22 protein-coding genes and 2 tRNA genes are annotated in these 26,418 nt (G+C 59.6%); 18 read left to right on the top strand and 6 right to left on the bottom strand.

The genetic code is table 11. The features are described 5' to 3' along the window. Nucleotides 1–9 precede the first annotated feature (9 nt). Complete coding sequence (locus ACZM8Y_RS03320) at nt 10–1,032, bottom strand: NAD-dependent epimerase/dehydratase family protein (RefSeq protein ID WP_308771078.1); 1,023 nt, start codon at nt 1,030–1,032, stop codon at nt 10–12. Nucleotides 1,033–1,310: 278 nt separating this feature from the next. Here ACZM8Y_RS03320 and panB point away from each other — a divergent pair, with 278 nt between their 5' ends. The 3 genes from panB to lpxK all read left to right on the top strand — a co-directional run bounded on the left by panB (nt 1,311) and on the right by lpxK (nt 4,715). Continuing rightward, complete coding sequence (panB, locus tag ACZM8Y_RS03315; protein ID WP_308771079.1) at nt 1,311–2,195, top strand: 3-methyl-2-oxobutanoate hydroxymethyltransferase; 885 nt, start codon at nt 1,311–1,313, stop codon at nt 2,193–2,195. A 33-nt stretch (nt 2,196–2,228) separates the two neighbouring features. After that, nucleotides 2,229–3,083: a pantoate--beta-alanine ligase gene (gene panC / locus ACZM8Y_RS03310; protein ID WP_308771080.1), complete on the top strand. Its 855-nt coding sequence runs from the start codon at nt 2,229–2,231 to the stop codon at nt 3,081–3,083. A gap of 576 nt (nt 3,084–3,659) precedes the next feature. Further along, nucleotides 3,660–4,715 carry a tetraacyldisaccharide 4'-kinase gene (gene lpxK, locus ACZM8Y_RS03305; protein WP_337431347.1) on the top strand — a complete coding sequence of 352 codons (1,056 nt, stop codon included), beginning with the start codon at nt 3,660–3,662 and terminating at the stop codon, nt 4,713–4,715. Here lpxK and ACZM8Y_RS03300 read toward each other — a convergent pair. Then, entirely contained in the window at nt 4,712–5,368 is a 657-nt protein-coding gene (locus tag ACZM8Y_RS03300; RefSeq protein WP_482333364.1) for a flavodoxin family protein, read from the bottom strand. The genes lpxK and ACZM8Y_RS03300 overlap by 4 nt on opposite strands. A 152-nt stretch (nt 5,369–5,520) precedes the next feature. On the opposite strand from ACZM8Y_RS03300, the gene ACZM8Y_RS03295 reads away from it, so the two are divergent. Together ACZM8Y_RS03295 and ACZM8Y_RS03290 are read left to right on the top strand one after the other, a co-directional pair. After that, a complete protein-coding gene (locus tag ACZM8Y_RS03295) occupies nt 5,521–5,910 on the top strand; it encodes a winged helix-turn-helix transcriptional regulator (protein WP_482333362.1) in 390 nt (129 codons plus the stop codon). A gap of 277 nt (nt 5,911–6,187) precedes the next feature. Further along, on the top strand, nt 6,188–8,716 hold the full coding sequence (locus ACZM8Y_RS03290; RefSeq protein WP_482333361.1) for a ribonuclease R family protein: 2,529 nt from the start codon (nt 6,188–6,190) through the stop codon (nt 8,714–8,716). Here the strand turns inward: ACZM8Y_RS03290 and ACZM8Y_RS03285 are convergent. The 3 genes from ACZM8Y_RS03285 to ACZM8Y_RS03275 all read right to left on the bottom strand — a co-directional run bounded on the left by ACZM8Y_RS03285 (nt 8,601) and on the right by ACZM8Y_RS03275 (nt 11,933). Beyond that, nucleotides 8,601–10,094, bottom strand: coding sequence for a phospholipase D-like domain-containing protein (locus ACZM8Y_RS03285; RefSeq protein ID WP_482333359.1), 1,494 nt, complete (start codon nt 10,092–10,094; stop codon nt 8,601–8,603). The two genes, ACZM8Y_RS03290 and ACZM8Y_RS03285, sit on opposite strands and share 116 nt — an antisense overlap. A 1,195-nt stretch (nt 10,095–11,289) precedes the next feature. Beyond that, nucleotides 11,290–11,712 carry a universal stress protein gene (locus ACZM8Y_RS03280; protein ID WP_302553204.1) on the bottom strand — a complete coding sequence of 141 codons (423 nt, stop codon included), beginning with the start codon at nt 11,710–11,712 and terminating at the stop codon, nt 11,290–11,292. An 86-nt stretch (nt 11,713–11,798) separates the two neighbouring features. Continuing rightward, nucleotides 11,799–11,933, bottom strand: a complete 135-nt coding sequence (locus tag ACZM8Y_RS03275) for a hypothetical protein (RefSeq protein WP_302553202.1) — start codon at nt 11,931–11,933, stop codon at nt 11,799–11,801. A gap of 76 nt (nt 11,934–12,009) precedes the next feature. Between ACZM8Y_RS03275 and guaB the strand changes: the two genes are divergently transcribed. The 9 genes from guaB to ACZM8Y_RS03230 all read left to right on the top strand — a co-directional run bounded on the left by guaB (nt 12,010) and on the right by ACZM8Y_RS03230 (nt 20,265). Further along, complete coding sequence (gene guaB, locus ACZM8Y_RS03270) at nt 12,010–13,470, top strand: IMP dehydrogenase (RefSeq protein ID WP_482333357.1); 1,461 nt, start codon at nt 12,010–12,012, stop codon at nt 13,468–13,470. 111 nt (nt 13,471–13,581) lie between these two features. Further along, nucleotides 13,582–15,123, top strand: coding sequence for a glutamine-hydrolyzing GMP synthase (gene guaA, locus ACZM8Y_RS03265; protein ID WP_479859299.1), 1,542 nt, complete (start codon nt 13,582–13,584; stop codon nt 15,121–15,123). Nucleotides 15,124–15,135: 12 nt separating this feature from the next. After that, nucleotides 15,136–15,471: a Sec-independent protein translocase protein TatB gene (tatB, locus tag ACZM8Y_RS03260; RefSeq protein WP_302553199.1), complete on the top strand. Its 336-nt coding sequence runs from the start codon at nt 15,136–15,138 to the stop codon at nt 15,469–15,471. Between the two features lie 407 nt (nt 15,472–15,878). Next, nucleotides 15,879–16,619 carry a twin-arginine translocase subunit TatC gene (gene tatC / locus ACZM8Y_RS03255; RefSeq protein ID WP_479859302.1) on the top strand — a complete coding sequence of 247 codons (741 nt, stop codon included), beginning with the start codon at nt 15,879–15,881 and terminating at the stop codon, nt 16,617–16,619. Beyond that, the gene (locus tag ACZM8Y_RS03250; RefSeq protein ID WP_302553197.1) at nt 16,616–17,203 is read left to right on the top strand and encodes an imidazoleglycerol-phosphate dehydratase; all 588 of its coding nucleotides are present in this window, start codon (nt 16,616–16,618) and stop codon (nt 17,201–17,203) included. Before tatC ends, ACZM8Y_RS03250 begins: the two co-directional genes overlap by 4 nt. Further along, the gene (locus ACZM8Y_RS03245; protein ID WP_302553196.1) at nt 17,203–17,841 is read left to right on the top strand and encodes a nucleoid-structuring protein H-NS; all 639 of its coding nucleotides are present in this window, start codon (nt 17,203–17,205) and stop codon (nt 17,839–17,841) included. Before ACZM8Y_RS03250 ends, ACZM8Y_RS03245 begins: the two co-directional genes overlap by 1 nt. Next, the gene (gene hisA / locus ACZM8Y_RS03240) at nt 17,838–18,575 is read left to right on the top strand and encodes a 1-(5-phosphoribosyl)-5-[(5-phosphoribosylamino)methylideneamino]imidazole-4-carboxamide isomerase (protein WP_482333354.1); all 738 of its coding nucleotides are present in this window, start codon (nt 17,838–17,840) and stop codon (nt 18,573–18,575) included. Before ACZM8Y_RS03245 ends, hisA begins: the two co-directional genes overlap by 4 nt. Before the next feature lie 642 nt (nt 18,576–19,217). Then, nucleotides 19,218–19,293 (top strand) — tRNA-Ala (locus ACZM8Y_RS03235). An 896-nt stretch (nt 19,294–20,189) separates the two neighbouring features. Continuing rightward, nucleotides 20,190–20,265, top strand: a tRNA-Ala gene (locus ACZM8Y_RS03230). Nucleotides 20,266–20,825: 560 nt separating this feature from the next. Here the strand turns inward: ACZM8Y_RS03230 and ACZM8Y_RS03225 are convergent. Beyond that, nucleotides 20,826–21,674 (bottom strand): bifunctional methionine sulfoxide reductase B/A protein, encoded by an 849-nt coding sequence (locus ACZM8Y_RS03225; RefSeq protein ID WP_482333347.1) that lies wholly within the window; start codon nt 21,672–21,674, stop codon nt 20,826–20,828. Between the two features lie 249 nt (nt 21,675–21,923). Between ACZM8Y_RS03225 and ACZM8Y_RS03220 the strand changes: the two genes are divergently transcribed. From ACZM8Y_RS03220 to kdpA, 4 genes are all read left to right on the top strand, one after another. Beyond that, nucleotides 21,924–22,793: a YitT family protein gene (locus ACZM8Y_RS03220; RefSeq protein ID WP_302551765.1), complete on the top strand. Its 870-nt coding sequence runs from the start codon at nt 21,924–21,926 to the stop codon at nt 22,791–22,793. A gap of 140 nt (nt 22,794–22,933) precedes the next feature. Continuing rightward, nucleotides 22,934–23,236 (top strand): DUF3467 domain-containing protein, encoded by a 303-nt coding sequence (locus tag ACZM8Y_RS03215; RefSeq protein WP_308770948.1) that lies wholly within the window; start codon nt 22,934–22,936, stop codon nt 23,234–23,236. A gap of 1,215 nt (nt 23,237–24,451) precedes the next feature. Continuing rightward, nucleotides 24,452–24,541, top strand: coding sequence for a K(+)-transporting ATPase subunit F (gene kdpF / locus ACZM8Y_RS03210; protein WP_302551767.1), 90 nt, complete (start codon nt 24,452–24,454; stop codon nt 24,539–24,541). A gap of 9 nt (nt 24,542–24,550) precedes the next feature. Further along, nucleotides 24,551–26,257 (top strand): potassium-transporting ATPase subunit KdpA, encoded by a 1,707-nt coding sequence (kdpA, locus tag ACZM8Y_RS03205; protein ID WP_308770949.1) that lies wholly within the window; start codon nt 24,551–24,553, stop codon nt 26,255–26,257. The last annotated feature ends 161 nt before the right edge of the window (nt 26,258–26,418 follow it).

The raw sequence follows: 26,418 nt of genomic DNA, 5'->3' as shown, positions 1-26,418 counted from the left end.
CAACCCTTTTCATAGATGGGCGTCGTACCAGTCACCCGCAAGGCGCAGGCCCTGACGGACGTCATATTCGGGCTCATAGCCCAACAGCGTGCGGGCTCTGGTGATGTCCGCCAAGGAATGGCGTACGTCTCCCGCCCGGAAATCGCGGTAGGTCGGTTTGGCTTCCGCCGCTTCGGGCTTGTGGCGGACGACTTCGTCACGGATAAGCCCGAAAAGTTCGTTGAGTGTGGTCCGCTGGCCGAAGGCCACATTGTAGACGAGGTTCCGGGCCTCTTCCGCGGCATAGGACGCCAGCAGGTTTGCCTGCACCACATTGTCGATGTAGCAGAAGTCGCGGGACGTTTCGCCATCCCCGTTGACGTATACGGCGTCCCCCTTCGTCAGGGCGGCGAACCACTGGGGGATTACCGCCGCGTACGCGCCGTACGGGTCCTGACGTTGGCCGAACACGTTAAAGTAGCGCAGGCCGATGGTCTTGAAGCCATAACTGCGCGCGAAAACCTCGGCGTAGAGCTCGTTCACGTACTTGGTCACGGCGTAGGGCGAAAGGGGCTTGCCGATACGGTCTTCCTGCTTCGGCAGGTTGGGCTCGTCGCCGTAGGTGGAGCTCGAAGCCGCATAGACGAAACTCTTTACCCCGCAGTCACGGGCTGCGACGAGCATGTTGAGGAACCCGTCAATGTTGCAGCCGTTGGTCATGATCGGGTTTTCGATGGAGCGGGGCACGGAGCCGAGCGCCGCTTCATGCAGGACGTGCTCGACGCCTTGGCAGGCTTGGCGGCAGGTTTCGAGGTCGCGGATGTCTCCCTCTATGAAGCGGAACCGCTCCCACTGCTCCGGGGTGACCAGTTCCCGCACCATGTCCAGATTGTGCTGATACCCGGTGAGGAAGTTGTCGAGGCCCACGACGCGCTGCCCGTGCGACAACAGCGTCTGCAACAGGTTGGAACCTATGAAGCCCGCCACGCCGGTGACGAGCCATGTGCTCGGTTCTTGTTCGATGTGTTGAAGAAGTTCGGTATAGTTGGACATCAATGGCTCCAAAGGAAAGGGTTCGGGGCTTGCCCCCCTGAAGCCGGAAGTGTAGCCGCGCCGTCCTCCACTGTAAAGCATGGCCCCCGCAATACATCCGCTTCCCTGATGCCTTTTGGGATATTTCAACTGGTATTTTGAATTGTTCCGGCGCCGTGCCCACTGAACCTGTGCATGTCTCCCCCTCCGCGCGTATTTTGTCTTTCAAGGCACTCCGTGATAAGCTCACCACGTTCATGGTTTTTTGGGGAAGGTTCCATTTCCTTTTTGCCCGCTCTATGAGGACGGCTGTGAGTACATATCAAACTTTTTCCACTGACGAGAAACCGCTTTCCATCCTGGATATACGGGATGCCAAAAACCGGCGGAAGCTGGCTATGGTCACCGCGTACGACACGCCCTCGGCCCGTATTGTGGATCGGGCCGGGGTCGATATGGTGCTGGTGGGCGATTCCCTCGGTATGGTCATGCTCGGGCGCAATGACACCCTGTCGGTCACTTTGGACGAAATGATCCATCATTGCCGCGCGGTTGTGCAGGGAATGCATCGCGCCCTCGTCGTGGCGGACATGCCGTTCATGACGTATGAGCCGGGGCCTGATGCGGCGCTTTCCAACGCGGCGCGCCTTGTCCGGGAAAGCGGCGTCAGGGCCGTCAAGCTCGAAGGCGCTTTTTTGCCCCAGATCCGCGCGCTGGTGGGCGCGGGCATCCCCGTCATGGGGCACATCGGCCTGACGCCCCAGCGGGCCGCACAGCTTGGCGGCTTCAAGGTGCAGGGCAAGCGCGCCGAAGCCGCACAATCGTTGCTTGATGAGGCGGCGGCGCTCGAAGCCGCCGGATGTTTCGCCATCGTGCTTGAGGCCATTCCCGCGCCTCTCGCGGCGGCGATTACGGCCCGGCTTTCCATTCCCACCATCGGCATAGGGGCGGGGGCCGACTGTGACGGGCAAGTGCTCGTCCTGCACGACATGCTTGGGCTGTACAGCGGGTTTACGCCGCGTTTCGTCAAGCGGTATGCCGAACTGGGTACCCTGATGGAGCAGGCCGTGCGGGATTATGCCGAAGAGGTACGCAGCGGGGCGTTCCCCACTCCGGCGCACAGCTTCAGCATGGATGAGGAAGAGCGCGCCCGGTTGGAAAATCGGCTGCGCGAAGCCGAGTAACATTTTCTTCCTGTTATGGAGATGGGAAAGACGATGCAGATCATTCATTCCCCGGAAGCGTTGCATTCCGTGTGCGCCGAGTGGCGGCGTCAGGGGCTGAAAACGGCCCTTGTGCCTACGATGGGGTATTACCACGCCGGGCACGCCAGCCTGATTTCCTATGCCCGTTCGGTGGCCGACAAGGTGATCGTCAGCCTTTTCGTCAATCCGACGCAGTTCGGCCCCAACGAGGATCTGGAAGCGTATCCGCGCGATTTTGAAAAAGACTCCGCGCTGGCCCGCGAGCTGGGCGTGGACGTGCTCTATGCCCCCGATCCGGCAGGCATGTATGCGCCCGATCACGCCACATGGGTGGAAGTGCCCGCGCTTGCCGGCACCCTGTGCGGCCTCAGCCGCCCCGTCCACTTCCGGGGCGTGTGCACGGTGGTCTTGAAACTGTTCATGCTGGCCCAGCCCAGCCTTGCCGTATTCGGTGAGAAGGATTGGCAGCAGCTCGCCATCATCAAGAAGATGGTTTCCGATCTGAACGTGCCTGTGGAGGTCGTCGGGCGGCCCATCGTACGGGAAGCCGACGGGCTGGCCCTCAGCTCCCGCAATGTTTACCTGACGCCCGAAGAGCGCGCCCAAGCCCCGCAGATCCGCAAGTCGCTCGAAATGGCCGCCGGGCTCGCCGCCGGAGGGGAACGCGACGCCGCCAGAATCATTGAGGCCGTCCGTGGCTATCTGGCCGAGCATCTCCCCACAGGTCAGGAGGATTACATCTCCATCGTCGACCCCGCCGCCCTGACCAAGGTTGATCGCATTGGGGATGCGGCTTTGTGCGCGCTTGCCGTCCGTCTTGGCAAGGCGAGGCTGATTGACAATATGTTGTTGAAGGTTGGGGAGTGAAGATGAATCGGGGGAGGGGAGAGGAAACCTTTCTGAGGAAAGGTTTCCTCTCCCCTCCCCCGAACCCCCTCCCTTCTCCTTCCAAAGACTTTTGACCTTATCGAATCCCTGTTCGGAGAATGGGGAGGCAAGGAAGTTTTTTTGTCTTGGCTGTGTTATAGAAAATGGTTGACGCTTTTTTCCTTGAAGTTCCAAAGGGATGACCGGAAAAATGCCTTAGCCGCAGCTCCCGCCAGGGGGAAAACCGGAAAAAGGCTGTATTTTCCACCGCACTGTGGAGATGAGAAACAACCACATAGTATAACAGGGCCTTTGTCTTTCTTGTCCGTGCAAAAAAGAAGCGTTGTGGGGACTCTCTTTTCCTTGAAAATGTATTTTTTGAAGTGGTTCCGTTAAAAGCCCCTCAATTTTTTCTCCGCAGCCGGAAAAGCTGGGAAAAGGGATTCGATAAAGGCGAAAGTCTTGGGAGTGGGGGATGGGGTTTGGGGAAGGGGGAGAACCTTTCTCCAGAAAGGTTCTCCCCCTTCCCCAATCTTCCTCTTCCTCCTCTTCTCCCTTCCCCAAAAAAGGAACGCCATGAACCCGTTGATCTGGCAAAAACGACTGAGGCCGCTGCTGACGCCGGTTTCGTTGCTGTACCGCCGCATACTCGCCGCGCGCAGGGCAAAATGGGAAAGCGAAGGCTCGCCCGCGTTCCGGCCCGCGTGCCCCTGCGTTTCCGTGGGGAACATCGCATGGGGCGGGACGGGCAAAACCCCCGTGGTGGATTGGCTGCTCGGCTGGAGCGAGGCGCGGGGCCTGCGGGCGGCGGTGCTGTCGCGGGGGTATAAGGCACGGCCCCCGGAATTGCCGCTGCATGTGTCGCCGTCACGGACGCCGGGGGAGGCGGGGGATGAACCGCTTATGCTGGCGCTTGAGCACCCGTCCGCTGCGGTGATGGTGGATCCGGATCGCAGGCGTTCGGGACGCTGGGCGGAGGAACGGCTGGGCCCGGATTTGTTCGTGCTGGACGACGGGTTCCAGCATGTGAAGGTGCGGCGCGATCTTGATATCGTCCTTCTGCGGCCCGACGATCTGGGCGACGGCTGGGGCCGCGTGATCCCCGCCGGGGCATGGCGCGAAGGCCCGGAAGCCTTGGAGCGGGCCGATGTTTTCATGATCAAGTGCCCGCCGGAAGCGTGGGAGGGCCTGCGCCCGGCCTGCGAACGGCGCCTTGCCGGGTTCCGGCGGCCGCTGTTCGGTTTTTCGCTGCGCCCGGTTTCGCTGCACAGGATCGGGACGGGTGAGTGCCGGGATGCCGAAGCGTTTGCCGGGAAGCCGTATGCGCTGGCGACGGGCGTGGGCGACCCGGCGCAGGTGCGGGAAACGGCGGCCCGGTTTATGGGCCGCGAGCCCGCCGAATATATCGTTTACCCCGATCACCATGCCTATACGCCGGAAGACGCGGCAAAGCTGGAGGGGCTCGGCATGCCCGTGATCTGCACCGGCAAGGACGCCGTGAAGCTGCGGGAACTGGGGCTGGCGGATGCGTGGGCGCTGCGGGTTGAAGCGGCCTTCGGGCCCGCGCTGTGGGCCGAGGCCGCTTTCCCGCATTGGCTGGATGCGTGGGCGGAGCGCAAGGGGCTTTTCTAGCCGTTGCGCTTCACCAGAGCCTTGCCCAACTCAAAGGCTTTTTGACAGTCGATGGGGAACTGCCGTTCCCGCTGGCGGGCCTTGTCGGGTTCCGAGAAACGATCGGCCTTGTATTTACTGTAGTCGCTGAATTGGTATGTGTCGTTCACATAGAGGATTTCGGGCTTGGAGAATACCCTCTGAATGAAAGACTCCATGCTCTGGAAGCTCTCCGTGTAGTGGCTCTCAAGCATGACTTGGTAGGGCACGTTCATGGTGTAGACGAACGCCGTGGGCATCCGTTTCGGGGACAGTGCGGAATAGTCGGCGTCGTAGACGAAATATTGGAAGAGCAGCCTTTCAAAGAACATGCGCATCTTGCCGGTAATGCTGTGGAAATAGACGGGCGAGCCGAAGATGATGCCGTCCGCTTCGGCAAGGCGCTCCAGAATCGGCGTCAAACCGTCCCGGACGGCGCATTTGCCGTAGCTTTTCCCGCCGAGGCGCTTGCACTCGAAACAGCTCACGCATCCGGAAAAATCATGGCTGTAGAGATGGATCAGTTCCGTTTGCGCCTGAGGATCGGCCGCCTTCACGCCTTCAAGGGCTTTGTTCAGGATGGTTGCGGTGTTGTGGGTTTTCCTCGGGCTTCCGTTGATGGCATAATACGTCATGGCGTTCTCCTTGCGTTTGGGGCCGGGACTCCGGCCTGATGCATTCAGAGTATTGGGAAACGGCTGCGAAAAAACAAGTACGCAGTTTTTTCTGCCTTACACTGTTTGATAAGATGTTGTTTTTTTATGAACCTTATAGGAAGGTTGTTGTCATGGGCGGAAAGAGGCGTACCGGATACAGCACGGAACTTCCCGGCGCGAACGTATACACCGTGCCGTGTCCGATCATCCATGCGCTGAACCTGATCGGCGGCAAATGGAAACTGCCGGTGCTCTGGCATCTGTTCGACGCGGAATCCGTCCGCTACAACGAGCTGAAACGGAGCGTCGTCGGCATCACGAACATCATGCTGACCCTGTGCCTGAGGGAACTGGAAGCCGCCGGGCTCGTGCGCAGGGACGATTTCGGCGAAGTCCCCCCACGGGTGGAGTATTCATTGACCGGGCAGGGCAGGGAACTGCTCCCGGCCCTGCGCGAACTGTACAAATGGGGCGAGAAGCAGCTTGCCCGTAGCGCCGAGGCCGATCCGCCTTTCTCTTGAGCCGGTTCGCCGCATTCTCACGCATTGCCAGCCCGTTTCATCTGGGCCATACTCTTTCATGCCTCTTTTTCCGTCCCGAATCCGTCATTTTGTAAAGAATCCTCCGGGCGGTCCGGTCGCGCATCGTGCCCCGGCCTGACGCCCGCCTCTAAAAGTTTTAGGAGATGGAGGGGGGTGGGGGCGGGTAGGGGAGGAAGAACCCCTTCTCCAGAAGGGGGCTTCCTCCCCCTCTCCGATTCCTCTTCCCCTTTCTTCCCACATCCAAAAAGGTTTTCCTATGAAAAAGCATCCCCGCCAGCGCGGGTATTTTGGCGATACCGTCCGCAAGGGCGCTTCCGGCCCGGCCCGGCCCGGTAAAAAGAACGCTCGCCGCACGGACGACGAACAGACGTTTGTGAGCGTCCCCGGCGGGTTGGACGTTGAGGAGGTGCTGGGGCTGATGGGTAAAATCCGTCATCCCGTGCGCCTCGACGATCTGATCCGTTTCCTTGATTTGTCCCGGCGGGACAAGAAACCGCTTGAGAGCCTGCTTGATGCCCTGCAGGCCGAAGGCCGGGTCATCCGGCTTCGCGGCGGCAAGTGGGTGGAGGCGTCGCAGGCCCGGATCGTAACCGGCGTGCTGTCCATCCAGCGCTCCGGGGCTGGGTTCGTGACCCCGGACGCGGTGCAGGAGTCAGCCGAGGACGCCCCGAAGCCCGTTGACGGCGGCAAGCGCAACCGTGTGGAATCCCGGTTGCAGCCCGATATTTTTATCCATCCCGGCTTTCTTGGCGACGCGTGGCATGGCGACCGCGTGGAAGTGGCCCTGCAACCGGCCCCGCAGCACCGGGGCGGAAAGATGCGGAACCCGGAAGGCCGGATCATCCGCGTGCTCGAACGCCGCCAGAAGGAGTTGGCCGTCCACGTCACCCGGAACCAGACGCCGCGCGGCGTCCTGTGCCGCCCGGCTGATCCCCGGCTCGATTTCCTGCTCGATGTGGGTGTTTCCGCGTTGAAGGCCGCGCCGAAAATCGGGGAACTGCTGCTGGTGACGCCGGAAGAGAAGGTTGAAGACGGCCTTTGGCGGGGCACGGCCCGCGTCTCGCTCGGGCTTGAGGAAGACGCGATGGTACAGGAGCGTCTGACCAAGCTGAACCACGAAATCCCTCTGGACTTCCCGCCCAACGTGCTGGCCGAGGCCGCCGAACTGGAAAAGCGCGCGGCGGAGGGCGCGGCGGATTTGGGAGGGCTGAAACCGCTCGACGGCGTGGAGGACGCGCTGCCCATCGACCGGGTTTCAAAGGCATCCACGTCGAAACGGCAGGATCTGCGCGGCGTGCCGTTCGTGACCATCGACGGCGAGGACGCCCGCGATTTTGACGACGCGGTGTATGTCCGGCGGCTTCCCGGCGCGCCCGACGGCGCGGTATGGGAACTGTGGGTCGCCATCGCGGACGTGAGCCATTTCGTGCTGCCGGGTTCGCGGCTGGACCGGGAAGCCCGTGATCGCGGCAACTCCTACTATTTCCCGACCTCCGTGGAGCCCATGCTGCCTGAGGTTCTGTCCAACGGCCTGTGCAGCCTGCGTCCCGACGAGGATCGGCTGGTCATGGCGGCGCGGGTAGGGTTCGACGATCGGGGCATCCCGCGCACGTCGGCGTTTTTCCCGGGCGTGATCCGGTCGCGGGGACGGCTCACCTACGAAGGCGTGCAGGAGGCGTTGGACCACGGCGGCGAACTGGCGGGGCGGCATCCGTATTTAAAGGACGCCGAAGCGCTGGCGCATCTTCTGCTTGAACGGCGTCAGGCGCGTGGGAGCCTTGATTTCGATTTGCCCGAGGCGCAGTTCATCGTGAACCGCTCCACCGGCGAAGTGGAGGACATCAAGCGGCGCGTCCGGCTGTTCGCGCACCGGCTGATCGAAGAATTCATGCTGGCGGCGAACGAGGCCGTGGCCCGCTTCCTCACGGAGAAGGGCACGCCGTTCCCGTACCGCATCCATCCCGCGCCCGATCCGGATCGGCTGTCCACGCTGTTCCGCACGCTGGCGTCCACGGATCTCGCCCAGAGCGATATTCTGACCCTCAAGCGGGGCGAAAGGCCTTCGCCCTCGCGCCTTCGGGACATCCTGGCACAGGCCAACGGCACGCCGCAGGAGTACCTTGTGGGGCGGCTCGTGCTGCGATCCATGATGCAGGCCCGGTACTCCCCGGAAGCGGGCGAGCATTTCGGGCTGGCTTCCCCCTGCTATTGCCATTTCACGTCACCCATCCGGCGCTACGCCGACCTGCTGGTGCACCGGGCGCTGGCCTTTGCGCTCGGCGCGGCGCAGGGGCCGATCCTCGCCGGGCACAAGCTGCTTATGGCGGCGGATCAGTGCAATGCCCGTGAGCGCGCCGCGGCCGAGGCCGAACGGGAAATCGCCCGCCGCCTTGGGTGCCTCCTGCTGCGGGATCGCACCGGCGAGACGTTCACCGGCGTCGTTTCCGGGGTGACGGAGTTCGGCTTTTTCGTGGAGTTCGACGAGATGCCCGTCGAGGGCATGGTGCGGCTCACGGCGTTCCGCGACGACTGGTTCGAGTACGATCCTGATCGGCAGGAGCTCATCGGCGTGGGCACGGGGCGGCGCTTCCGTCTGGGGCAGGCCGTCACCGTGCGGCTGACCGACGTGCATATCGGGCGGCTTGAGGTGAACCTTGAGCTGGAAGGGGCTACAGGTACGGCGAAAAGATCCAGCTCGCGGCGTTCCGCAGGCGGCAGGGAAGCGCCGGGTAGGTCGTCGGGACGGAAACGGAACGGCTTCGTACCTCGTCATAAAAGGCGCTGAGCTGTTCCGCCAGCCGGAGATCCAGCACTTCCATGACCAGCTCGAAGTTGAGGTTGAGGCTGCGGGGGTCGAGGTTGGCGGAGCCGAGCAGGGTGTATTCGCCGTCGATGAGCAGGAGCTTGGTGTGGGCGAAGGGCGGGGGCTGGCGGTAAATCTTCACGCCCCTGTCCGCCAGCATGGGCATCTGGTGGCGCATGGCCCAGTCCACAAGGCGGTGGTTGTTCTCGCCGGGCAGGATGACGCTCACGTCCACGCCGCGCAGGACCGCGCTTACCAGCTCGCCGTGCAGACGGTGCGGCGGCAGGAAGTACGGGCTCATGATCCGCACGGAATGCCGCGCCGCCGAAATCTGGGCGCAGACGAGATCGAGGATGGTGTCCTCAGGCGTGCCGGGGCCGTCCATGAGGATGCGGCAGAGCGAACTCCCCTGTTTTTTCACGGGATGCACGGTAAAGTTCGCGTGCTCCCCGGTGGCGAAGCTCCAGTCCATGAGGAAGGCGATTTCAAGCTGCTGCGCGATGGGGCCGAGGCAGCGGAAATGCACGTCCTGCACCCGTGAGCGGCGCTTCAGGTTGACGAGGTGGTTCTGTGAAATGTTCATGCCGCCGGTGAAGCCGGTTTCGCCGTCGCAGATCAGGACTTTGCGGTGCGTCCGCAGGTTGATGGAAAACTGGGGCGGGATGAGGCGCGGCGGCAGGAAGTAGGCGAGCTTGACGTCCGGGCCGAGGCGCTTGCCCCAGCCCGGCCACAGGTGGAAGGAGCCCACGCCGTCCATGAGCAGGCGCACGTCGCAGCCGCGTTCGGCCGCGGCGCGCAGGGCGGCGGCGAAGCTCTTGCCCACTTCGTCGTAACCGAAAATGAAGCTCGACAGGAAGACCCGTTCCCTGGCCTCGCTGATGGCCTTGAGCATGACCGGATAGGCGGCTTCGCCGTTGTGCAGCACGGTGAGGCCGTTGCCTTCGATCATGCAGCGCCCGGTGATGCTGGAGCCGGGGTTGACGAGGTAGTGCCATGCGTGCGGGACTTCGTCCTTGTCGATGAAGCCTTCCGGTTTTTCCGTCAGCGATTTGCCGTGCAGATCCACAAGGCCGCCTATGACCTTCCGGGCGGCTTTTTCCATAAGCCGGACGGCTTGGCTGTCGATCCGGGCGATCCCGAACAGCCAGTACAGCGGCAGCCCGACCGGGGGCATAAAGAGGATGATGGCGATCCAGCCGAGGGCCGACCGGGAATCACGCTTGTGCAGCAGGGCATGGCAGGCGCTGTAGATGGCGAACCCGTGCACGATGGCCACGAGTACCAGCAGGATCACCGTATTCGGGACGAAGATCAGGCACGTCACGGCCAGCAGTGCGAGCAGGAGGGAGATGTAGAGCATAGGTGGACGTGGAGGAGGGCCTCTCTTGGAATCTCCGGCCCCGGCCCTGCTCCGAATCTGCTGGGGGCGAGGAGATGCGGCAGGCCTTCCTGCCCTGTATGGGACGCCGGGGGATGTTCCCGCTGAAAGGCGCGGGGATGCCGGCGGAGGGAACCCTTTCCCGGAAGGGGGCTTTCCCCTGATCCCCCAAAACGCCCGGCACGGGCTTTTCAGGATCCCTGCCCAAACCCTTTGGGCGGATTCCTCAGAAACACCCGGCACGGGGCCGCCCTTTCCTTATCCTAGGACGTGTCGTCGTTTTTTTGAATATAACTATTTGAAAATCATTCAAAATATTTTTTGTCTTGAAAATAGTTAAATAACTTCAGTAGATTATATTTAATTGGCGACACGGCCTAAGGCTGTGCCATAACAACCGGTTGATGTTTTATTTCTTAACATTCCAAGGGAACAAGCAATAAAATCCCCAAGTATGGAGCCATCAGCGGAAAAAGGGGAGAACAAGCCCGTATTTTTCACCATACTGGGGAGATCAAACAGCCGCCTGCCATGACAAGGCCCGCCCTAAAGGGCGGATGTGCCGAACTTCGTCCGCAGTACGCTTTGGAATGGGGTGCCGCTTGGGTGGGCATCCCCGCAGGCTGCAAAAAAATTCCGCGTGCGAAGCTGCGTCCGTATAGGCAACGGGGGTAAGAGCAGCAATGGCGGAACCCTCCGTCGTGCGGAACGGCGGCCCGGATACATACCTGTGCGGCGAGCTGCGTGCCGAAAAGCCTCCGCCTGCGGAACGGCGGCCGAAACAGCCCCGAACAGGGGCTTTTCTTTTATGAAAAGGCTCTGTTATAGTTTATGGTTGTTTCATCTCCACAGTACGGTGAAAATACAGCCTTTTTCTCCGGTTTTCCCTTTGGCGGGAGCCGCGGATAAGGCATTTTGTCGGTTATCCCTTTGGAGCTTCAAGGAAAAAAGCATCAACCGTTTTCTATAACACAGCCTATGAAAAACCTCCGTGTACGGAGCGGCGGCCCCATGCTTCTGAAAAAGGACGGCGTGCCGCCGCATTTCCGGCTTCCCAACGCAGGGGCTTCATCAGAGCGGCGTTCCCGCGTCCGGGAGCCGTGGGAACGGAAAGGGGCCCTTTCGGGAAAGGGCCTCCCTTTTCAGCCTGTGTATCCGGCAGTACGCCGGAAGCTCTTTACCGCACGACGAGCACGGGAACCTTGGCGAGGGTGAGCACCTTATGGGTGACGCTGCCGAGGAGAAGCCCCTCGATGTCGCTGCGGCCGCGGGAGCCCATGACGATCAGGTCGCACTTCATGTCTTCGGCGGTTTCGATGATGCCTTCGGCGGTGGAGGTATGGAGAACAATCTTTTCGCGGCAGGCGATGTTGTCCTTGGCGATGACGTCCATGACGGGCTGGGTGATGAGGTTGGCGTCGGTCTTGACGGCTTCTTCGGCTTCCCTGCGCGCATCGCCGCCGATGACGTTGGGGATGGGGGGGAGAACCGTAGCGACGACGATTTCGCCGCCTTCACGGACGAGGCTGACCGCGTGGGCCACGGCGTGCATGGAGTGTTCGGAACCATCGACGGGCAAGAGGATGCGGTTGTAGGCCATACGTGCTCCTTGATATTGACGCTGATGCGTCTGTTTGAAGGGATCGCAGCATATGTTACACGGGCCGAAACGAAGTGACAAGGCTTCTATTCGGCGGGCGGGAATACTGCGGAAACGGTGCGGATACGCTGGAACGCCGCATGGTTGCGGCGGCATGGAGAGCCCGTTTCCTCCCCGGCCTCAGATTGACAATAACGCCCTGCCAGAGTACATTTATCCATTCCATTTTTATATCCCACATTTATGGCCTCCGGTGTGCGCGACCTCCCGGAGCGTCTTTGTCCTCAGGAGGGCACGATGTCCAAAATTTTGAGCAAAGGCCTGACCTTCGATGATGTGTTGTTGGTGCCCGCCTATTCTGAAGTCACGCCGGATATGGTGGACGTGACCGCTTGGCTGACCCCGTCCATCTCCCTGAACATTCCGCTGGTTTCCGCCGCGATGGATACCGTGACCGAGTCCGCGATGGCCATTTCGCTGGCCCGCGCCGGCGGCATCGGCATCGTGCACAAGAATATGAGCATCGAGCGTCAGAAGCTGGAGATCGAAAAGGTCAAGAAGTCCGAAAGCGGCATGATCATCGATCCCATCACCGTCGAGCCCGACGACACCGTCGAGCACGCGCTGGATCTCATGCACGCCTACCGCGTGTCCGGCCTGCCCGTGGTTCGGGAAAAGAAGCTGGTCGGCATCCTGACCAACCGCGACGTCCGTTTTGTTGAAGATCTCTCCGGCACCAAGGTTCGGGACGTCATGACCAGCGAAAACCTGATCACCGTCCCCACCGGAACCACGCTTGAGGAAGCCAAGCACCACCTGCACACCCACCGCATCGAAAAGCTGCTGGTGGTCGACGAAAAGGGCGAGCTTGCCGGGCTCCTCACCATGAAGGACATCGACAAGGTTCAGAAATACCCCAACGCCTGTAAGGACAGCAAGGGCCGCCTGCGCGTCGGCGCGGCCATCGGCGTGGGGCCGGAAGGCGAAAAGCGCGCCGCCGCCCTCATCGCCGCGGGCGTTGACGTGCTCGTGCTCGACTCCGCGCACGGCCACTCCAAGAACATTTTGGATGCCGTGTCCGCCATCAAGGGCGCGTTCCCGAATTGCCAGCTCGTCGCGGGCAACGTGGCGACCTATGAAGGCGCCCGCGCCATGCTGAAGGCCGGCGCCGACACCGTGAAGGTGGGCATCGGGCCCGGCTCCATCTGCACCACGCGCGTCGTCGCCGGCGTAGGCGTGCCGCAGGTCACCGCCATCATGGAATGTTCCCGCGCCGCCCGCGAAATGGACCGCTGCTGTATCGGCGACGGCGGCATCAAGTTCTCCGGCGACGTGGTCAAGGCCCTCTCCGCCGGTGCAAACTCCGTCATGATCGGCAGCCTGCTCGCGGGCACTGAGGAAAGCCCGGGGGAAACCATCCTTTATCAGGGCCGTACCTACAAGATTTATCGCGGCATGGGCTCCATCGACGCCATGAAGGAAGGCAGCTCCGACCGCTACTTCCAGCAGAAGAGCAAGAAGCTCGTCCCCGAAGGCATCGTGGGCCGCGTGCCCTTCCGCGGTTTGGCCAGCGAAACCATCTATCAGCTTGTGGGCGGCGTCCGTTCCGGTATGGGCTACTGCGGCGCGGCGACCATTCAGGAACTCTTTGAAAAATCCCAGATGGTGGAAATCTCCGCCGCGGGCCTGCGTGAAAGCCACGTCCATGACGTCATCATCACCAAGGAAGCCCCCAATTATCGCGTGGACAACGCGTAAGCCCCCTTTCGGCGGGGAGGCCCCTCCCCGCCGCCTTCCCGGAGCCACGGGATTCTCATTGACACGGACAGACTCTGAGACAACGCTGTTTCTCGAACAAAAGGACATACGATGCCCAGTAAAGTTATCATCATAGACTACGGCTCTCAGGTTACCCAGCTCATTGCCCGCCGGGTGCGCGAAGCCGGCGTCTATTCCGAAATCCACCCCTGCGTCGTCACCGCCGAGCAGGTGAAAGCCATGCAGCCTTCCGCGATCATCCTGTCGGGCGGCCCCGCAAGCGTGGGGGAAAAGGACGCCCCCGCTCTGGACAAGGGCTTCCTTGAGCTCGGCGTGCCGGTTCTCGGCATCTGCTACGGCATGCAGCTTCTGGCCTTCAACCTCGGCGGCGGGCTGGAGCAGTCCGAAACCCGCGAGTACGGCCCGGCCGATTTGCGGTTCGTTCGTTCCTGCGCCCTGTGGGACGGCATCGATCTGACCAAGCTTTCCCGCGTGTGGATGTCCCACGGCGACACCGTGAAGACGCCCCCTGCGGGGTTCGTCGTCACCGGCAGCACCGACACGCTCGAAGTGGCGGCCATGGCCGACGAGGCCCGCAAGATCTACGCCGTGCAGTTCCACCCCGAAGTGCACCACTCCGTGGACGGCGACACCATGCTCCGCAACTTCCTGTTCAAGATCGCCAAGATCACGCCGGACTGGACGATGTCCTCCTTTGTGGAGCGCGTGGTCAACGAAGTGCGCGAAACCGTGGGCGACGGGCATGTGGTCTGTGCGCTCTCCGGCGGCGTGGACTCCACCGTGGTCGCCGTGCTGCTGCACAAGGCCATCGGCAAGAACCTGCACTGCATCTTTGTGGACAACGGCGTGCTTCGCTCCGGCGAAGGCGACGAAGTCGTCACCTACCTGCGCGAGCATTTCGATCTGAACCTCAAGCTGGTGAACGCGCAGGATCGTTTCCTCGATCTGCTCGCCGGGGTCGAAGACCCTGAGAAGAAGCGCAAGATCATCGGCCACACCTTCATCGATGTTTTCGATGAAGAGGCGCGCGCCATCGGCAACGTGGAATGGCTGGCTCAGGGGACCCTCTATCCCGACGTGATCGAGTCCGTGTCCCACAAGGGGCCGAGCGCGGTCATCAAGAGCCACCACAACGTGGGCGGCTTGCCGGAAAAGATGAACATGAAGCTCATCGAGCCGCTGCGTGAACTGTTCAAGGATGAGGTGCGTCAGGTGGGCGCGGAGCTCGGCATGCCCGAATCCGTCATCTGGCGCCAGCCGTTCCCCGGGCCCGGCCTCGCCATCCGCGTGATCGGCGAAGTGACCCGCGAGCGGCTGGACATCCTCCGCAAGGCCGACGCCATCGTGCAGCAGGAACTGCGTGATGCCGGCTGGTATCGTAAGATTTGGCAGGGCTTCGCCGTGCTGCTCCCGTTGAAGACGGTGGGCGTCATGGGCGACGGGCGCACGTATGAGCATGTCATCGCCCTGCGCTGTGTGGACAGCGTGGACGCCATGACCGCCGACTGGGCACGTCTGCCGTATGATCTGCTGGAACGGATTTCCAGAAGGATCATCAATGAAGTCAAGGGAGTAAACCGTGTGGTGTACGACGTCTCCTCGAAGCCGCCGAGCACCATCGAATGGGAATAGCGAGGCGGTATCATGTTTGGTATTGGCGGTACAGAACTGCTGGTGATTCTCGTCGTAGCGCTGATTGTCCTTGGCCCTAAAAGCGTCCCTCAGATTGCACGGACGCTCGGCAGGGCCATGGGTGAATTCCGCAAGGTTTCTACGGAATTCCAGCGGACTCTGAATACGGAAATTGAGCTCGAAGAGCACGAAAAGCGCAAGCAGGAAGCGGAAAAGGAACTGTTCGGCACCGAACAGAAAACCACCGCGGCTGCGAAGCCCGCTGAAGCGGCTTCGCCCGCCGCCAAACCGGCCGCCGCGGCAACGGCAGCCGCCCCGACGGAAACCGGTGCTTCCGTAAAGGGTTAGGCATGACAGAACGCGAAGACAAGATCCCCGCCGCGCCCTCCGGTGCGGCGGAGGAACAGGAAATCTTGCTGGATTCCCCGATTGTGGAGTCCGAGGACGGGCCCGGGGCGGTAGACGCTCCGGGCGTCTCCGGTTCGGAGGAGCCGGGCGGGGCCGCCGCATCCGCCCCCGCGGCCGAAGAAGCCGTCGGGCCGGTTCTTCCGGTTGAGGATGCCGTTGCCGGGAACCCGGAAGCGGCGGCCTCCGCTGATGCCGACGTTCCGGCGGGGCTGCCCGGATTCCCCGAAGGTGCGTCGTCGGCTTGGCCGCAGGAGGGGGCGCTGCCCGCGTCCGCCGCCGGCGGTGAGCCTCCGGCCCCCGTCGATCCTCCCTCCGCTGGGGAAGAGGGGCCGGAAGAAGAACGGCCCATGACCCTGCTGGAGCATCTTGGGGAACTGCGCAGGCGCCTTGTGCGCGGCTTTTTGGCTATCCTGATCGGCTTTTTCGCCTGTTACGGCTTCGCCCAGCAGTTGTTCTACTATCTTTCCCTGCCGCTCTTGAAGGTCATGCCCGCCGACTCCAAGTTTATTTATACGGGGGTTGCGGAAGGCTTCTTCGTCGACATGAAGGTCGCGTTCGTGGCCGGCGTGTTCGTGGCGTGCCCGTTCCTGTTCTATCAGATTTGGGCGTTCATCGCGCCGGGCCTGTACGAGGAGGAAAAGAAGTACATCATCCCGCTGGCCCTGTCTTCGGCGCTGTTCTTCATTTTGGGCGGGGTATTCTGTTATTTCGGGGTATTCCCGTTCGCTTTCGAGTTTTTCATGAGCTATTCGACCGACAACATTGTAGCGATGCTGTCGATCAACGAATACCTGAGCTTCGCGCTCAAGATGGTGCTGGCCTTCGGGCTCATTTTTGAAATGCCGCTGTTCAGCTTCTTCCTTGCGCGCATGGGGATCATCACCGCGCAGAAGATGCGGGACGTGCGCAAATACGCTGTCTTGGCCATTTTTGTCGTCGCCGCCATCCTGACGCCGCCGGATGTGTTCTCGCAGCTTATGATGGCGGGGCCCATGCTTGTGCTGTATGAAGTCAGCATCTGGGTGGCTGCGCTCGTGGGCAAGAAGAAGGTGGAGCGGGAAAAGGCGGCCGAGGAAGGTGGGGCATGATCCGTACCGGGCACGTCGCCAGAACTACGGCGGAAACCGACATCGATCTGGCCTTGCGTCTTGAAGGCAGCGGCAAAACGTCCGTCGCCACCGGGTTTGGCCTGCTTGACCACATGCTCACCCTGACGGCGTTCTGGGCCGGGTTCGATCTGTCCCTGACGTGTAAGGGCGATACGCATATCGATGCGCATCACTCCGCCGAGGACATCGCCCTTTGCCTCGGCCAGGCGTTCGCGCAGGCCGTGGGCGACAGGAAGGGCATTGCCCGTGTGGGGTTCGCCCGTGTGCCGATGGATGAGGCGCTGGCCGAAGTGACGCTTGATATTTCCGGGCGCCCGTGGCTGGAGTGGCGGGGCGACGAGCTTTTGCCGCCCGTGCTTGCGGGCGAGGAACGAGACGTCTGGCGCGAATTCTATAAGAGTTTTGCCGCCGCCGCCCGCATGAACGTGCATGTCGCGTTCCTGTACGGCAGGAACGGGCATCATTTGTTGGAATCCGCGGCTAAGGGGTTGGGGCTTGCCTTGGCTCAGGCCGTTTCCCTCACCGGTAACGTGGTGCGGAGCACCAAAGGGAGTCTCGACTGATGAGCAGACTGACCCGCCGTTTTTTCTGCCTCGCGGTTTTGGCCGTGTCCATATCCCTGCTTGCGGCCTGTCAGAAGATGACGCCCGACGCTCCCGATCTTCCCGACTTGAAGGTCGGCGTCGTCGGCGTGGAACAGCCCAAGGGGACGACTGATTTGCTTGCGGGATTCATCCCTGAGGATCGCGTGCTGGCCTCGGATCAGGCTGTGGCCACGTTCAATGAAGAACTCATGAAGCTTTTGAAGACCACGACGCACCGTTCGTATGTGTTCATCCCCAAGGCCGGGGGCGCGGATCCCCGCGAACGCAATGGCGCGCTGGCCTATTGGGCCAAGATCGGGAAGGACATGGGCGTGGATCTGCTCATCGTCCCGCAAATCCTCGACTGGCGTGAACGGGCCGGGAGCAGCGCGGGGGTGACGACGTCCGCCGCCGTGAATATCGACTTTTACCTGATCGACGTGCGCGAACCCGGCGGCGCTTTGGTGTCCCGTTCCCACTTCAAGGAAAAGCAGGTCGGCCTGAGCGACAACCTGATGAACTTCGATACGTTCTTCAAGCGCGGCGCCAAGTGGCTCACGGCGCAGGAGCTGGCGATGGAAGGGATGCAGAAGATGATCAAGGAGTTCGGTTTATGATCCTCTTTCCCGCGGTGGATATCAAAGGGGGGCAGGCCGTGCGCCTCAGGCGCGGGCGTGCCGACGACTCCACGGTCTTTTCCGACGATCCGGTTGCGGCGGCGCTGCAATGGCAGGAGCAGGGCGCGAAGTTCCTGCATCTTGTGGATTTGGACGGCGCGTTTGAAGGCGTGTCGCCGAATACGGATCTGGTGCGCCGGATTTGTGAAGCCCTTTCCATCCCGGTACAGCTTGGCGGCGGCATCCGTGACGAGGAAACCGCCCATCGCTGGCTTGATGCGGGTGTGGCCCGGCTGATCATCGGGACGTTGGCTCTGGAAGATCCCGCCCGTTTCGCGGCTCTGTGCCATGCCTGTCCCGGCCGTATCGGCGTTTCGCTGGATGCGGAAAACGGACGCCTGAAGACCCGCGGCTGGGTGGGGGATACGCCGTATACGGTGGATGACGTGGTTCCCCGTCTGGCTGAAGACGGCGCGGCGTTCCTTGTTTATACGGACATTGAGCGCGACGGGATGCAGACCGGCGTGAACGTGTCTGCCCTGACGCATCTGGCCCGGACGAGCAAGGTGCCGGTGATTGCCGCCGGAGGCGTCGCCACGTTGGATGACGTGAAGGCGCTGTATCCGTTGTCGGTATCCGCGAACCTTGAAGGCGCAATCAGCGGACGGGCCATTTACGAGGGCACGCTGGATCTGCGCGAGGCCATGAGCTGGATCGCCGCGCAGGAACGGTAGTTTTCATGTGATGAAGGGAGGGGGGCTTTCTGAAAAGGGGAAGCCCCCCTCATGGTTTTCTCTTTTCTTTCTTTCTTTCTTTCTTTCTTTCTTTCTTTCTTTCTTTCTCTTCCCCACGCCCTTTAGGTCATATTGTTAATTATATAATAGATTGAAATAATTAAATTATTTTTTAAAGTTACAAAAATATTATTTTAAATAATTTCAAATAGTTATATACTGAATGACGCCACGGCCTCGTCCTCCCTCAAGGTTTTGGGAGTTGTCGAATCCTTGTTTGGCAAGATGCTGAAAGGAAAAGCGTGTGCGGGCCTTTCGGCTTGGGGAGAGGGGCTGTTTGGGAAGGGCAAACATTCCGTAACGCTCTGACATAGGATGTGGTTGTTTTATTTTCACAATATGGTGAAAATACAGATTTTTTATCTAGTTTTTGGGGCAGGCTCTGTGGTTGAGGCATTTTATTGATTATTCCTGTGGGATTTCAAGAAATAAAGCAACAACCATTTCCTATGATTCAGCCTTCCGTAAAAATGACGGTGAAGAAGGCGTATCTTTTAGAGGAGCTTTGGAGGCTGTTTTGGGGGAGTGCGAAAAAAACGGTTGACTTTCATTCCAAGATTCGCTAAAGACTTCTTCACGCATGGGGTTGTAGCTCAGTTGGGAGAGCGCTTGAATGGCATTCAAGAGGTCGTCAGTTCAATTCTGTCCAGCTCCACCAGATTTCAAGGGTTCGTAGTGATACGAACCCTTTCTTTTTGTGCGCCGTCATGGAATGCGGCGGCTGCATTGCCGTAGCCTATGAAGATACGGCCTTTTCTCTCCAGCTTTTCCGCAGAAAAGAGATTTGGCTAAGGTGTGTTGCTGGCATTTCCTTGGAAGGCCGTGCCTCAGGAAACGGTTGATGCTTTATCCTTGGCGTTCCAAAGGGATAACCAGCAAAGTGCCTCAGCCATAGGGCCCGCCAACGGAAACATTGGAGAAAAAGGCCGTATTTTCCATCATGCTGTGGGGATGGGACAAGCATATCCCATATGGCAGGGCCAAAATAAAAGGCTCTGTCATAGTATATGGTTGCTTTATCTCCACAACACGATGAAAATGCAGACTTTTTCTCCAGTTTTCCCCTTGGCGAAACCTATGGCTAAGGCATTTTGTTGGTTATTCCTTTGAAACTTCAAGAAAAAAAGCATCAACCATTTTCTAGGACACAGCCAAATAAAACAGCAACCGTTTGCTGTGCATGGCCTTCTTTTGAAAGCTCTTTCAGAAAGTGCGGAAGAAGGCGGCGTTTCATGGGCGGCATTCTTGGCAAAGCCCTGCGGTGGGGCAGGCGTTTTCCCCCGGAATGGCTGGCTCTCGGCTGGATATAAGTTGTTTTGGGAAAGGCTCTGTCATAGTATGTAGTTGCTTCATCTCAATAGTACGGTGAAAATACAGCCTTTTCTCTCCGGTTTTCTTCTTGGCGGAATACAGGGCTAAGGCATTTTGTCGGTTATCCCTTTGGAACTTCAAGGAAAAAAGCATCAACCATTTTCTATGGCACAGCCTTGGGAAAAAGTTTGCCGAGACCGCTTGACTTTGGGGGCCAGTTCCTATAGAAGCCTTCTCACGCATGGGGTTGTAGCTCAGTTGGGAGAGCGCTTGAATGGCATTCAAGAGGTCGTCAGTTCAATTCTGTCCAGCTCCACCAGATTTTTAAAGCTGATTCAAGTGTTGAATCAGCTTTTTTTATTGCACGGAGATGCACAAGGGAGTCACCGGATTTTCCGTTTGGCTCTGTCAGAGTACATGGTTGCTTTGTTTCAGCAATATACTGAAAATATATGCTTTTTCTCCAAGCATTCCGTTGGTGGGCTCTGTGATTGGGGGATTTTATTGGTTATTCCTTTGGAATTTCAAGGAAATAAAACATCAACCGTTTTCTATGATACAGCCTTCCGTTTTGGCTTGTCGTCTCGGCCCGAAGAGGGGAAGGCGCGCGATGAAGGCCTTCTGGTTTTCATATGCTAAAAGGTCAGGGCCCTGTTATGGCATGTAGTTGTTTCATCTCCTCAGTGTGGTGAAAATACAGCCTTTTCCTTCAGTTTTCCCCTTGGCGGAATCCATAGCCAAGGCATTTTGCCGGTTCTTCCTTTGGAACTTTAAGGAAAAGGGCATCAACCATTTTCTATGGCACAGCCAAAGGCAAAAGGCCCGTGATGCTCGGGCCTTTTCTTTTGATGTGGAAGGGGCAGGGGATGCTTCCCCTGCTTATTCTCCGAAGCGGGGTACGCGGAAATGGCAGCCGCCTCTGCCCGTACGGGCCGCAAAATCCTGATGGTACGCTTCGGCGGGGTAAAAGGCGGAGGCCGGGAGCAGTTCGGTGGCCACCGCATAGCCGCGTTCCCTGAGCTTTTCCATGAGGGAAAGGGCTGTGGCTTTCTGCCGCTCATCTTTGTAGAAAATCGCTGAACGGTATTGTGTGCCGACATCCGGGCCCTGCCTGTTGATTTGGGCAGGATCATGGATTTCAAAGAACAGGCGGGCGAGTTCCTCGAAAGAAACCTTTGCCGGATCGTAGGTTACGCGAACCGCTTCGGCGTGTCCGGTTTTGCCCGTGCAGACCTGTTCATAGGTGGGGTTCGGCACCGTGCCGCCCGTATAGCCAGACTCCGCATCACGGACGCCGGGGACGGACTGGAAAGCGTCCTCCACCCCCCAGAAGCAGCCGCCCGCGAAGATGGCCTCCTCCGTGCATTCCGATGTTTTTTCCGGTATGAATTCAAGCGACAAGGAATTGACGCAATGACGCGTATTTTTGGGGGTGAAGCGTTCGCCTTCAAAAACATGCCCCAGATGGGCGTTGCAGGCGGCGCAGACGATTTCCGTCCGGTGGCCGTCCGGATCGGGGCGGCGGAGCACGGAACCGGGCACGGCGTCGTCAAAGGACGGCCAGCCGCACCCGGAATCGAACTTGTCGCCGGAGCGGTAAAGCGCAGCGCCGCAGCGTCGGCAGGCATAGGTGCCGTCGGCCTTATGGTTCCAGTAGCGCCCGCTGAACGGGGGTTCCGTAGCGCCGTGGGCGATGACCTGTTCTTCGTCGGGGGTGAGGGGTCGCATGGTGCCTCCTTGTGTTGTCAGCATATATGATGCAGGTATAATCCCTGAGCGGAAAGACAATGATGCCTTTTGCCGGGCCCGTTGAGGGACTGTTCACATGGACAAAGAATAAATATGATTTTTACATATGGTTATCCTGAATTTTGAGCGATGCTGAATGTTCCTTCCAACCAGCTTCAGGCATTGGAAAAACTCGGCATGGTGTGAGCACGCCCCACGGAGGGCATAACCTTTTGTTTCGGAGAAAGTATGGTCTCTGCCGCCGTTCGTACCTTTGCGAGGGGCATTCCTTGGAATCTCTTTTTGCTGACCCTTGGGTGCGGCCTGTTCGCACTCGGCGTGAAAGCCATCGCCATTCCCCATATGTTCATTTCCGGCGGCGTGTTCGGGACGGCGCTTCTGATCAATTACATGACGGAAACCCTGAGCCCGGCCGTGTGGAATGTGCTGCTCAACGTCCCCATATTCATTGCGGGCTGGCTGTTCGTGGGGCGGCGCTTTTTCCTGTACAGCCTGTACGGGCTGGCGGTGGTCTCCGTGGCCACGCAGTATCTGGAGATGTCCATCAACATCACCGATCCGATCCTTGCGAGCATCGCCGCGGGCTGCATCTGCGGGCTTGGGCTCGGCATCGTCCTGCACTCCATCGGCTGCGATGGCGGGCTGACCATTATTTCCATCGCCCTGCACAAGCGGTACGGCATCAGCGTCGGGCAATTCAGCCTGCTGTACAACATCACGCTGTTTGTACTGGCCTTTTCCATGTATAACCCGGACAGCATGCTGTATTCGCTGATCATGATTTTTGTGTACTCCAAGGTGATGGACTACGTTTCGACCATCTTCAACCAGCGGAAAATGGTGCTGATCATTTCCACGCAGCATGCCGCGATCCGTGAGGACATCCTGACGCATCTGCACCGGGGGGCCACGCTCCTGTCCGGTTCCGGCGGCTTTACCGGCCAACAGCGGCCCGTGCTGCTGACCGTCGTGCAAAACTACCAGATCCGGCTGTTGGAGGAGCTCATTTTCCGGCACGACAAGCAGGCGTTCGTCATCATCGAGAACACGCTGAACGTCCTCGGCAAGGGGTTTTCCTGCGTCAAGGAATATAAATGAAGGAATGCTCCTCGCCTGTCGCGGAGCCCGTTTTGAAGGGGCTTCGCCGATTTCCTCCGGCGGGGCTTTCTGGTATCTGAGGAACAGCGCGCCGGAATATCCGGCACGTAATCCGACACCTTCAACCGTGGAGAACCGCCATGTCCGAAGAACAACAGGTACGCCTGAACGTACATACCGAGAAAATGGGCACTTCTTACGCCAATGCCTTTCAGGTTCGTTATTCGCAGGATGACGTGCTGGTTTCCTTTGGCGTCAGCCTGACCGATCCTTCCTCCGAGCCGGGCGTGAAGGGCGTCGTCACCGCCGACATGCTGGAGCGTATCGCCATGACGCCCCGTACGGCCAAACGCCTGACGCTGACCCTTATCCAAAGCCTCCGTGAATATGAGGCCCGTTTCGGTGAAATCGCCGTCGAGGAGAAGGCTCCCGAAGGGCAATAGCCCGTCTGGTGAGGAATGCTGTTGGAAGAAAAGGCCGTGTCATAGGAAACGGGTGATGCGTTTTTTTTGAAAGGCTCTGTCAGGGAATGTGGTTGTTTCAACTCCACAATATGGTGAAAAGAGAGGCTTTTTCCCTCACTTTCCCGCTGACGGACTCTATGGTTGGGGGATTTTGTTGGGTATTCCCTTGGCGTTTCAAGAAATAAGGCATCAACCATTTCCTATGGCACAGCCTTTTGAAATTGGCTCTGTTAGAGTATGTGGTTGTTTCAACTCCACAGTGCGGTGAAAAGTATAGCCTTTTTTCCAGTTTTCCCCTTGGCGGGATCCACGGCTAAGGCTTTTTTCCGGTTATCCCTTTGGAGTTTCAAGGAAAAAAGCATCAATCATTTTCTATAACACAGCCTTGAAATTCCAAAGGAATAACCAATAAAGCGCCTCAGCTATGGAGCCCTTTGGTGCGAAATTAGAGAAAAAGGCTGTATTTTCACCATGCTGTGAAAAACAGCCACATTCCATGACGGAACCAGAGAAAAAAGGCCGGAAGTATCCGGCCTTTTGGGGATCATGGGACAGCAAGGGGGTGATTTTCCTTTCTTGAAGCCCCAAAGGGATAGCCGCCAAATGCCTCAGTCATGGGCCCGCCGACGGAAAACTGGATAAACGGGCTATACTTTCACCATACAGTGGCAATGAAGCCGCCGCATCCTATGACAAACCTTTTGGGATGCCTTGCGCAAAAAAAGAGAGGCGCGGCGGTGGAGCTTATGCGGGCCTCTCCATGACGAGCGAAAGGCGTATGCACATGGGCGGCGTTGCGCGGGGATCTGACGCATGAGCCCAAGTTGTGAATCGTCATGAGGTACAAAGAGATATGAGGGATATTCGTATCGTCCGCCTCGGAGGGCTTGCGTTTTGCAATCCATCCGGCTGGTGATGCCTTCCTGAGGGGCAGTCTGCCGGTATGGGGGATTTCCGGGCTCCGAACACGGTGTTTTTTGCCCCCGTCGCTTTTCATTTTGCAGGAAAAAGGCGGGCCGGTTTCCATGCGTTTTGCAACGCATGATTGCATTATGTAATGATCTCGCGCGTGCTTGTTTTTTTAACGCTATAAAATCATTGGCTATATATTTTGGCACACCCCTTGGATACTGGCTCTTGAAATCCTGCGGGCCGGAAGCACTGCCGTCCCGCGCCACATTCAAGGAGCTTGTCATGGATTGGTTTGATTTTGTTGGCCTTGCCTGCGCGGTAGGCCTTTTTGCATATATGCTGTACGCGCTGTTCAAGCCGGAACGGTTTTAGGAGGACGGCATGATCCTGCGAGACCTGTTGCAGCTTGTCCTGTTCATTTGCCTTCTGGCGGCGCTCAGCCCGCTGTTGGGGCGTTATGTCCATCAGGTTTTTTCCGGCCGCCGCACCTTCCTGCATCCCGTCCTAGGGCCGGTGGAGCGGGGCGTCTATACGCTGTCCGGCATCCATCCCGACGAAAAACAAACGTGGGGCCAGTACGCCGTCAGCGTCATCGGGTTTTCCCTTGCGGGGTTCCTGCTCACGTTCGGGGTGCTGCTTTTCCAGGATAAGCTGCCGTTGAATCCGCAGGGCTTCCCCGGCCTTTCGTGGCATTTGGCCTTGAATACGGCGGTCAGCTTCCTGACGAATACGAACTGGCAGTCCTACGGCGGGGAAACCACCGTGAGCCATTTTTCGCAGATGGTGGCCCTGACGTATCAGAATTTCGTTTCCGCAGGCGTCGGCATCGCCGTGTGCGCCGCGGTCGTGCGCGGCATCGCCCGCAACGAATCTTCGTCCATCGGCAACTTCTGGGCCGATCTCGTGCGCATCACGCTGTACGTGTTGCTGCCTTTGAGCATCATCGGGGCGCTGCTCATGCTTTGGCAGGGCATGGTTCAGAATTTCGACGCGGGCGTTACCGCGGCCACGCTTGAGGGCGGGAAGCAGTTCATCGCCACCGGGCCCGTCGCGTCGCAGATTCCAATCAAGCTGCTCGGAACCAACGGGGGCGGCTTCTTCAATGTGAACGCCGCGCATCCTTTTGAAAACCCCACGGCGCTGTCCAGCTTCCTCCAGTCTTTCTACATCCTGATCATCCCGAGCGCGCTGGTGTTCTTCCTTGGGGAGGCCGTAGGCAGCCGCCGCCACGCGTGGACGGTCTGGGCCGTCATGCTGGCCCTGTTCATCGGCGGCGTGCTGTGGATCTATTTCAGCGAACTGTACGGCACGCACCTCCTGCAGCAGGCTGCTGGCGGGGCCGTGCCCAACATGGAGGGCAAGGAAGTCCGGTTCGGCGTGTTCGGCACTTCGCTGTTCGCAACGGCGACCACGGACGCCTCCTGCGGCGCGGTCAACGCCATGCACGACAGCCTGACGCCGCTCGGCGGTATGCTGGTGCTGTTCAACATGCTGCTCGGCGAGATCATCTACGGCGGCGTCGGTTCCGGCCTGTACGGCATGGTCCTGTTCATCCTGCTGACCGTGTTCATCGCCGGCCTGATGGTAGGCCGCACCCCCGACTATCTCGGCAAGCGTATCGAAGGCCGGGAGATCACATGGTGCATGGTGGCGCTGCTGGCCTGCGCCACGCCGATCCTGTGCTTCTCCGCCGTGGCGGCGGTGAGTTCGTGGGGGACGGGCGCGCTGAACAATGCCGGGGCGCATGGCCTTTCCGAAATCCTTTATGCCTTCACGTCCGGGGCGCAGAACAACGGGAGCGCCTTTGCGGGGCTTTCCGCCAACGTGCCCGTATGGAACGTCCTGCTGGCCCTCGCCATGTTCATTGGCCGCTTTGGGGTGATGCTGTCCATGCTCGTGGTGGCGGGTTCCCTCGCCGCGCGCAAGAAGCGTCCGCTTTCGGATTCCTCCTTCCCTGTGGAAGGGCCTACCTTCGGCCTCTTGTTGCTTGGGATCATCTTCATCGTGGGCGCGCTGACCTATCTGCCCGCCCTGTCCCTCGGCCCCATCGTGGAACAGTTCCAGATGATGCGGGGAATGATGTTTTAAGGGCGGCGAAGGGAACACCAACTGATTGATTCAATCCGAGCCTGCTGGGAATAGGGCAGGCACAGGGCCGAAGGGGGCCGGGGGAACCCTTCTCCCCGACAGGGGCAGGGTTAGCCCCGCCGGGGAATGGGGCTAACCCCGCCTCCTTCCTCCGGCCCGCC

Source organism: Bilophila sp., from assembly GCF_057864385.1.
The sequence above is the reverse complement of the archived record's forward strand: the minus strand, read 5'-3'. Positions and strand labels throughout refer to the sequence as shown.

Excerpts from the sequence above, each read along its gene's own strand:
- ACZM8Y_RS03320 (WP_308771078.1), bottom strand. The coding sequence starts at position 1,032 with ATGTCCAACTATACCGAACTTCTTCAACACATCGAACAAGAACCGAGC.
- panB (WP_308771079.1), top strand. The coding sequence starts at position 1,311 with ATGAGGACGGCTGTGAGTACATATCAAACTTTTTCCACTGACGAGAAA.
- panC (WP_308771080.1), top strand. The coding sequence starts at position 2,229 with ATGCAGATCATTCATTCCCCGGAAGCGTTGCATTCCGTGTGCGCCGAG.
- lpxK (WP_337431347.1), top strand. The coding sequence starts at position 3,660 with ATGAACCCGTTGATCTGGCAAAAACGACTGAGGCCGCTGCTGACGCCG.
- ACZM8Y_RS03300 (WP_482333364.1), bottom strand. The coding sequence starts at position 5,368 with ATGACGTATTATGCCATCAACGGAAGCCCGAGGAAAACCCACAACACC.
- ACZM8Y_RS03295 (WP_482333362.1), top strand. The coding sequence starts at position 5,521 with ATGGGCGGAAAGAGGCGTACCGGATACAGCACGGAACTTCCCGGCGCG.
- ACZM8Y_RS03290 (WP_482333361.1), top strand. The coding sequence starts at position 6,188 with ATGAAAAAGCATCCCCGCCAGCGCGGGTATTTTGGCGATACCGTCCGC.
- ACZM8Y_RS03285 (WP_482333359.1), bottom strand. The coding sequence starts at position 10,094 with ATGCTCTACATCTCCCTCCTGCTCGCACTGCTGGCCGTGACGTGCCTG.
- ACZM8Y_RS03280 (WP_302553204.1), bottom strand. The coding sequence starts at position 11,712 with ATGGCCTACAACCGCATCCTCTTGCCCGTCGATGGTTCCGAACACTCC.
- ACZM8Y_RS03275 (WP_302553202.1), bottom strand. The coding sequence starts at position 11,933 with ATGGATAAATGTACTCTGGCAGGGCGTTATTGTCAATCTGAGGCCGGG.
- guaB (WP_482333357.1), top strand. The coding sequence starts at position 12,010 with ATGTCCAAAATTTTGAGCAAAGGCCTGACCTTCGATGATGTGTTGTTG.
- guaA (WP_479859299.1), top strand. The coding sequence starts at position 13,582 with ATGCCCAGTAAAGTTATCATCATAGACTACGGCTCTCAGGTTACCCAG.
- tatB (WP_302553199.1), top strand. The coding sequence starts at position 15,136 with ATGTTTGGTATTGGCGGTACAGAACTGCTGGTGATTCTCGTCGTAGCG.
- tatC (WP_479859302.1), top strand. The coding sequence starts at position 15,879 with ATGACCCTGCTGGAGCATCTTGGGGAACTGCGCAGGCGCCTTGTGCGC.
- ACZM8Y_RS03250 (WP_302553197.1), top strand. The coding sequence starts at position 16,616 with ATGATCCGTACCGGGCACGTCGCCAGAACTACGGCGGAAACCGACATC.
- ACZM8Y_RS03245 (WP_302553196.1), top strand. The coding sequence starts at position 17,203 with ATGAGCAGACTGACCCGCCGTTTTTTCTGCCTCGCGGTTTTGGCCGTG.
- hisA (WP_482333354.1), top strand. The coding sequence starts at position 17,838 with ATGATCCTCTTTCCCGCGGTGGATATCAAAGGGGGGCAGGCCGTGCGC.
- ACZM8Y_RS03225 (WP_482333347.1), bottom strand. The coding sequence starts at position 21,674 with ATGCGACCCCTCACCCCCGACGAAGAACAGGTCATCGCCCACGGCGCT.
- ACZM8Y_RS03220 (WP_302551765.1), top strand. The coding sequence starts at position 21,924 with ATGGTCTCTGCCGCCGTTCGTACCTTTGCGAGGGGCATTCCTTGGAAT.
- ACZM8Y_RS03215 (WP_308770948.1), top strand. The coding sequence starts at position 22,934 with ATGTCCGAAGAACAACAGGTACGCCTGAACGTACATACCGAGAAAATG.
- kdpF (WP_302551767.1), top strand. The coding sequence starts at position 24,452 with ATGGATTGGTTTGATTTTGTTGGCCTTGCCTGCGCGGTAGGCCTTTTT.
- kdpA (WP_308770949.1), top strand. The coding sequence starts at position 24,551 with ATGATCCTGCGAGACCTGTTGCAGCTTGTCCTGTTCATTTGCCTTCTG.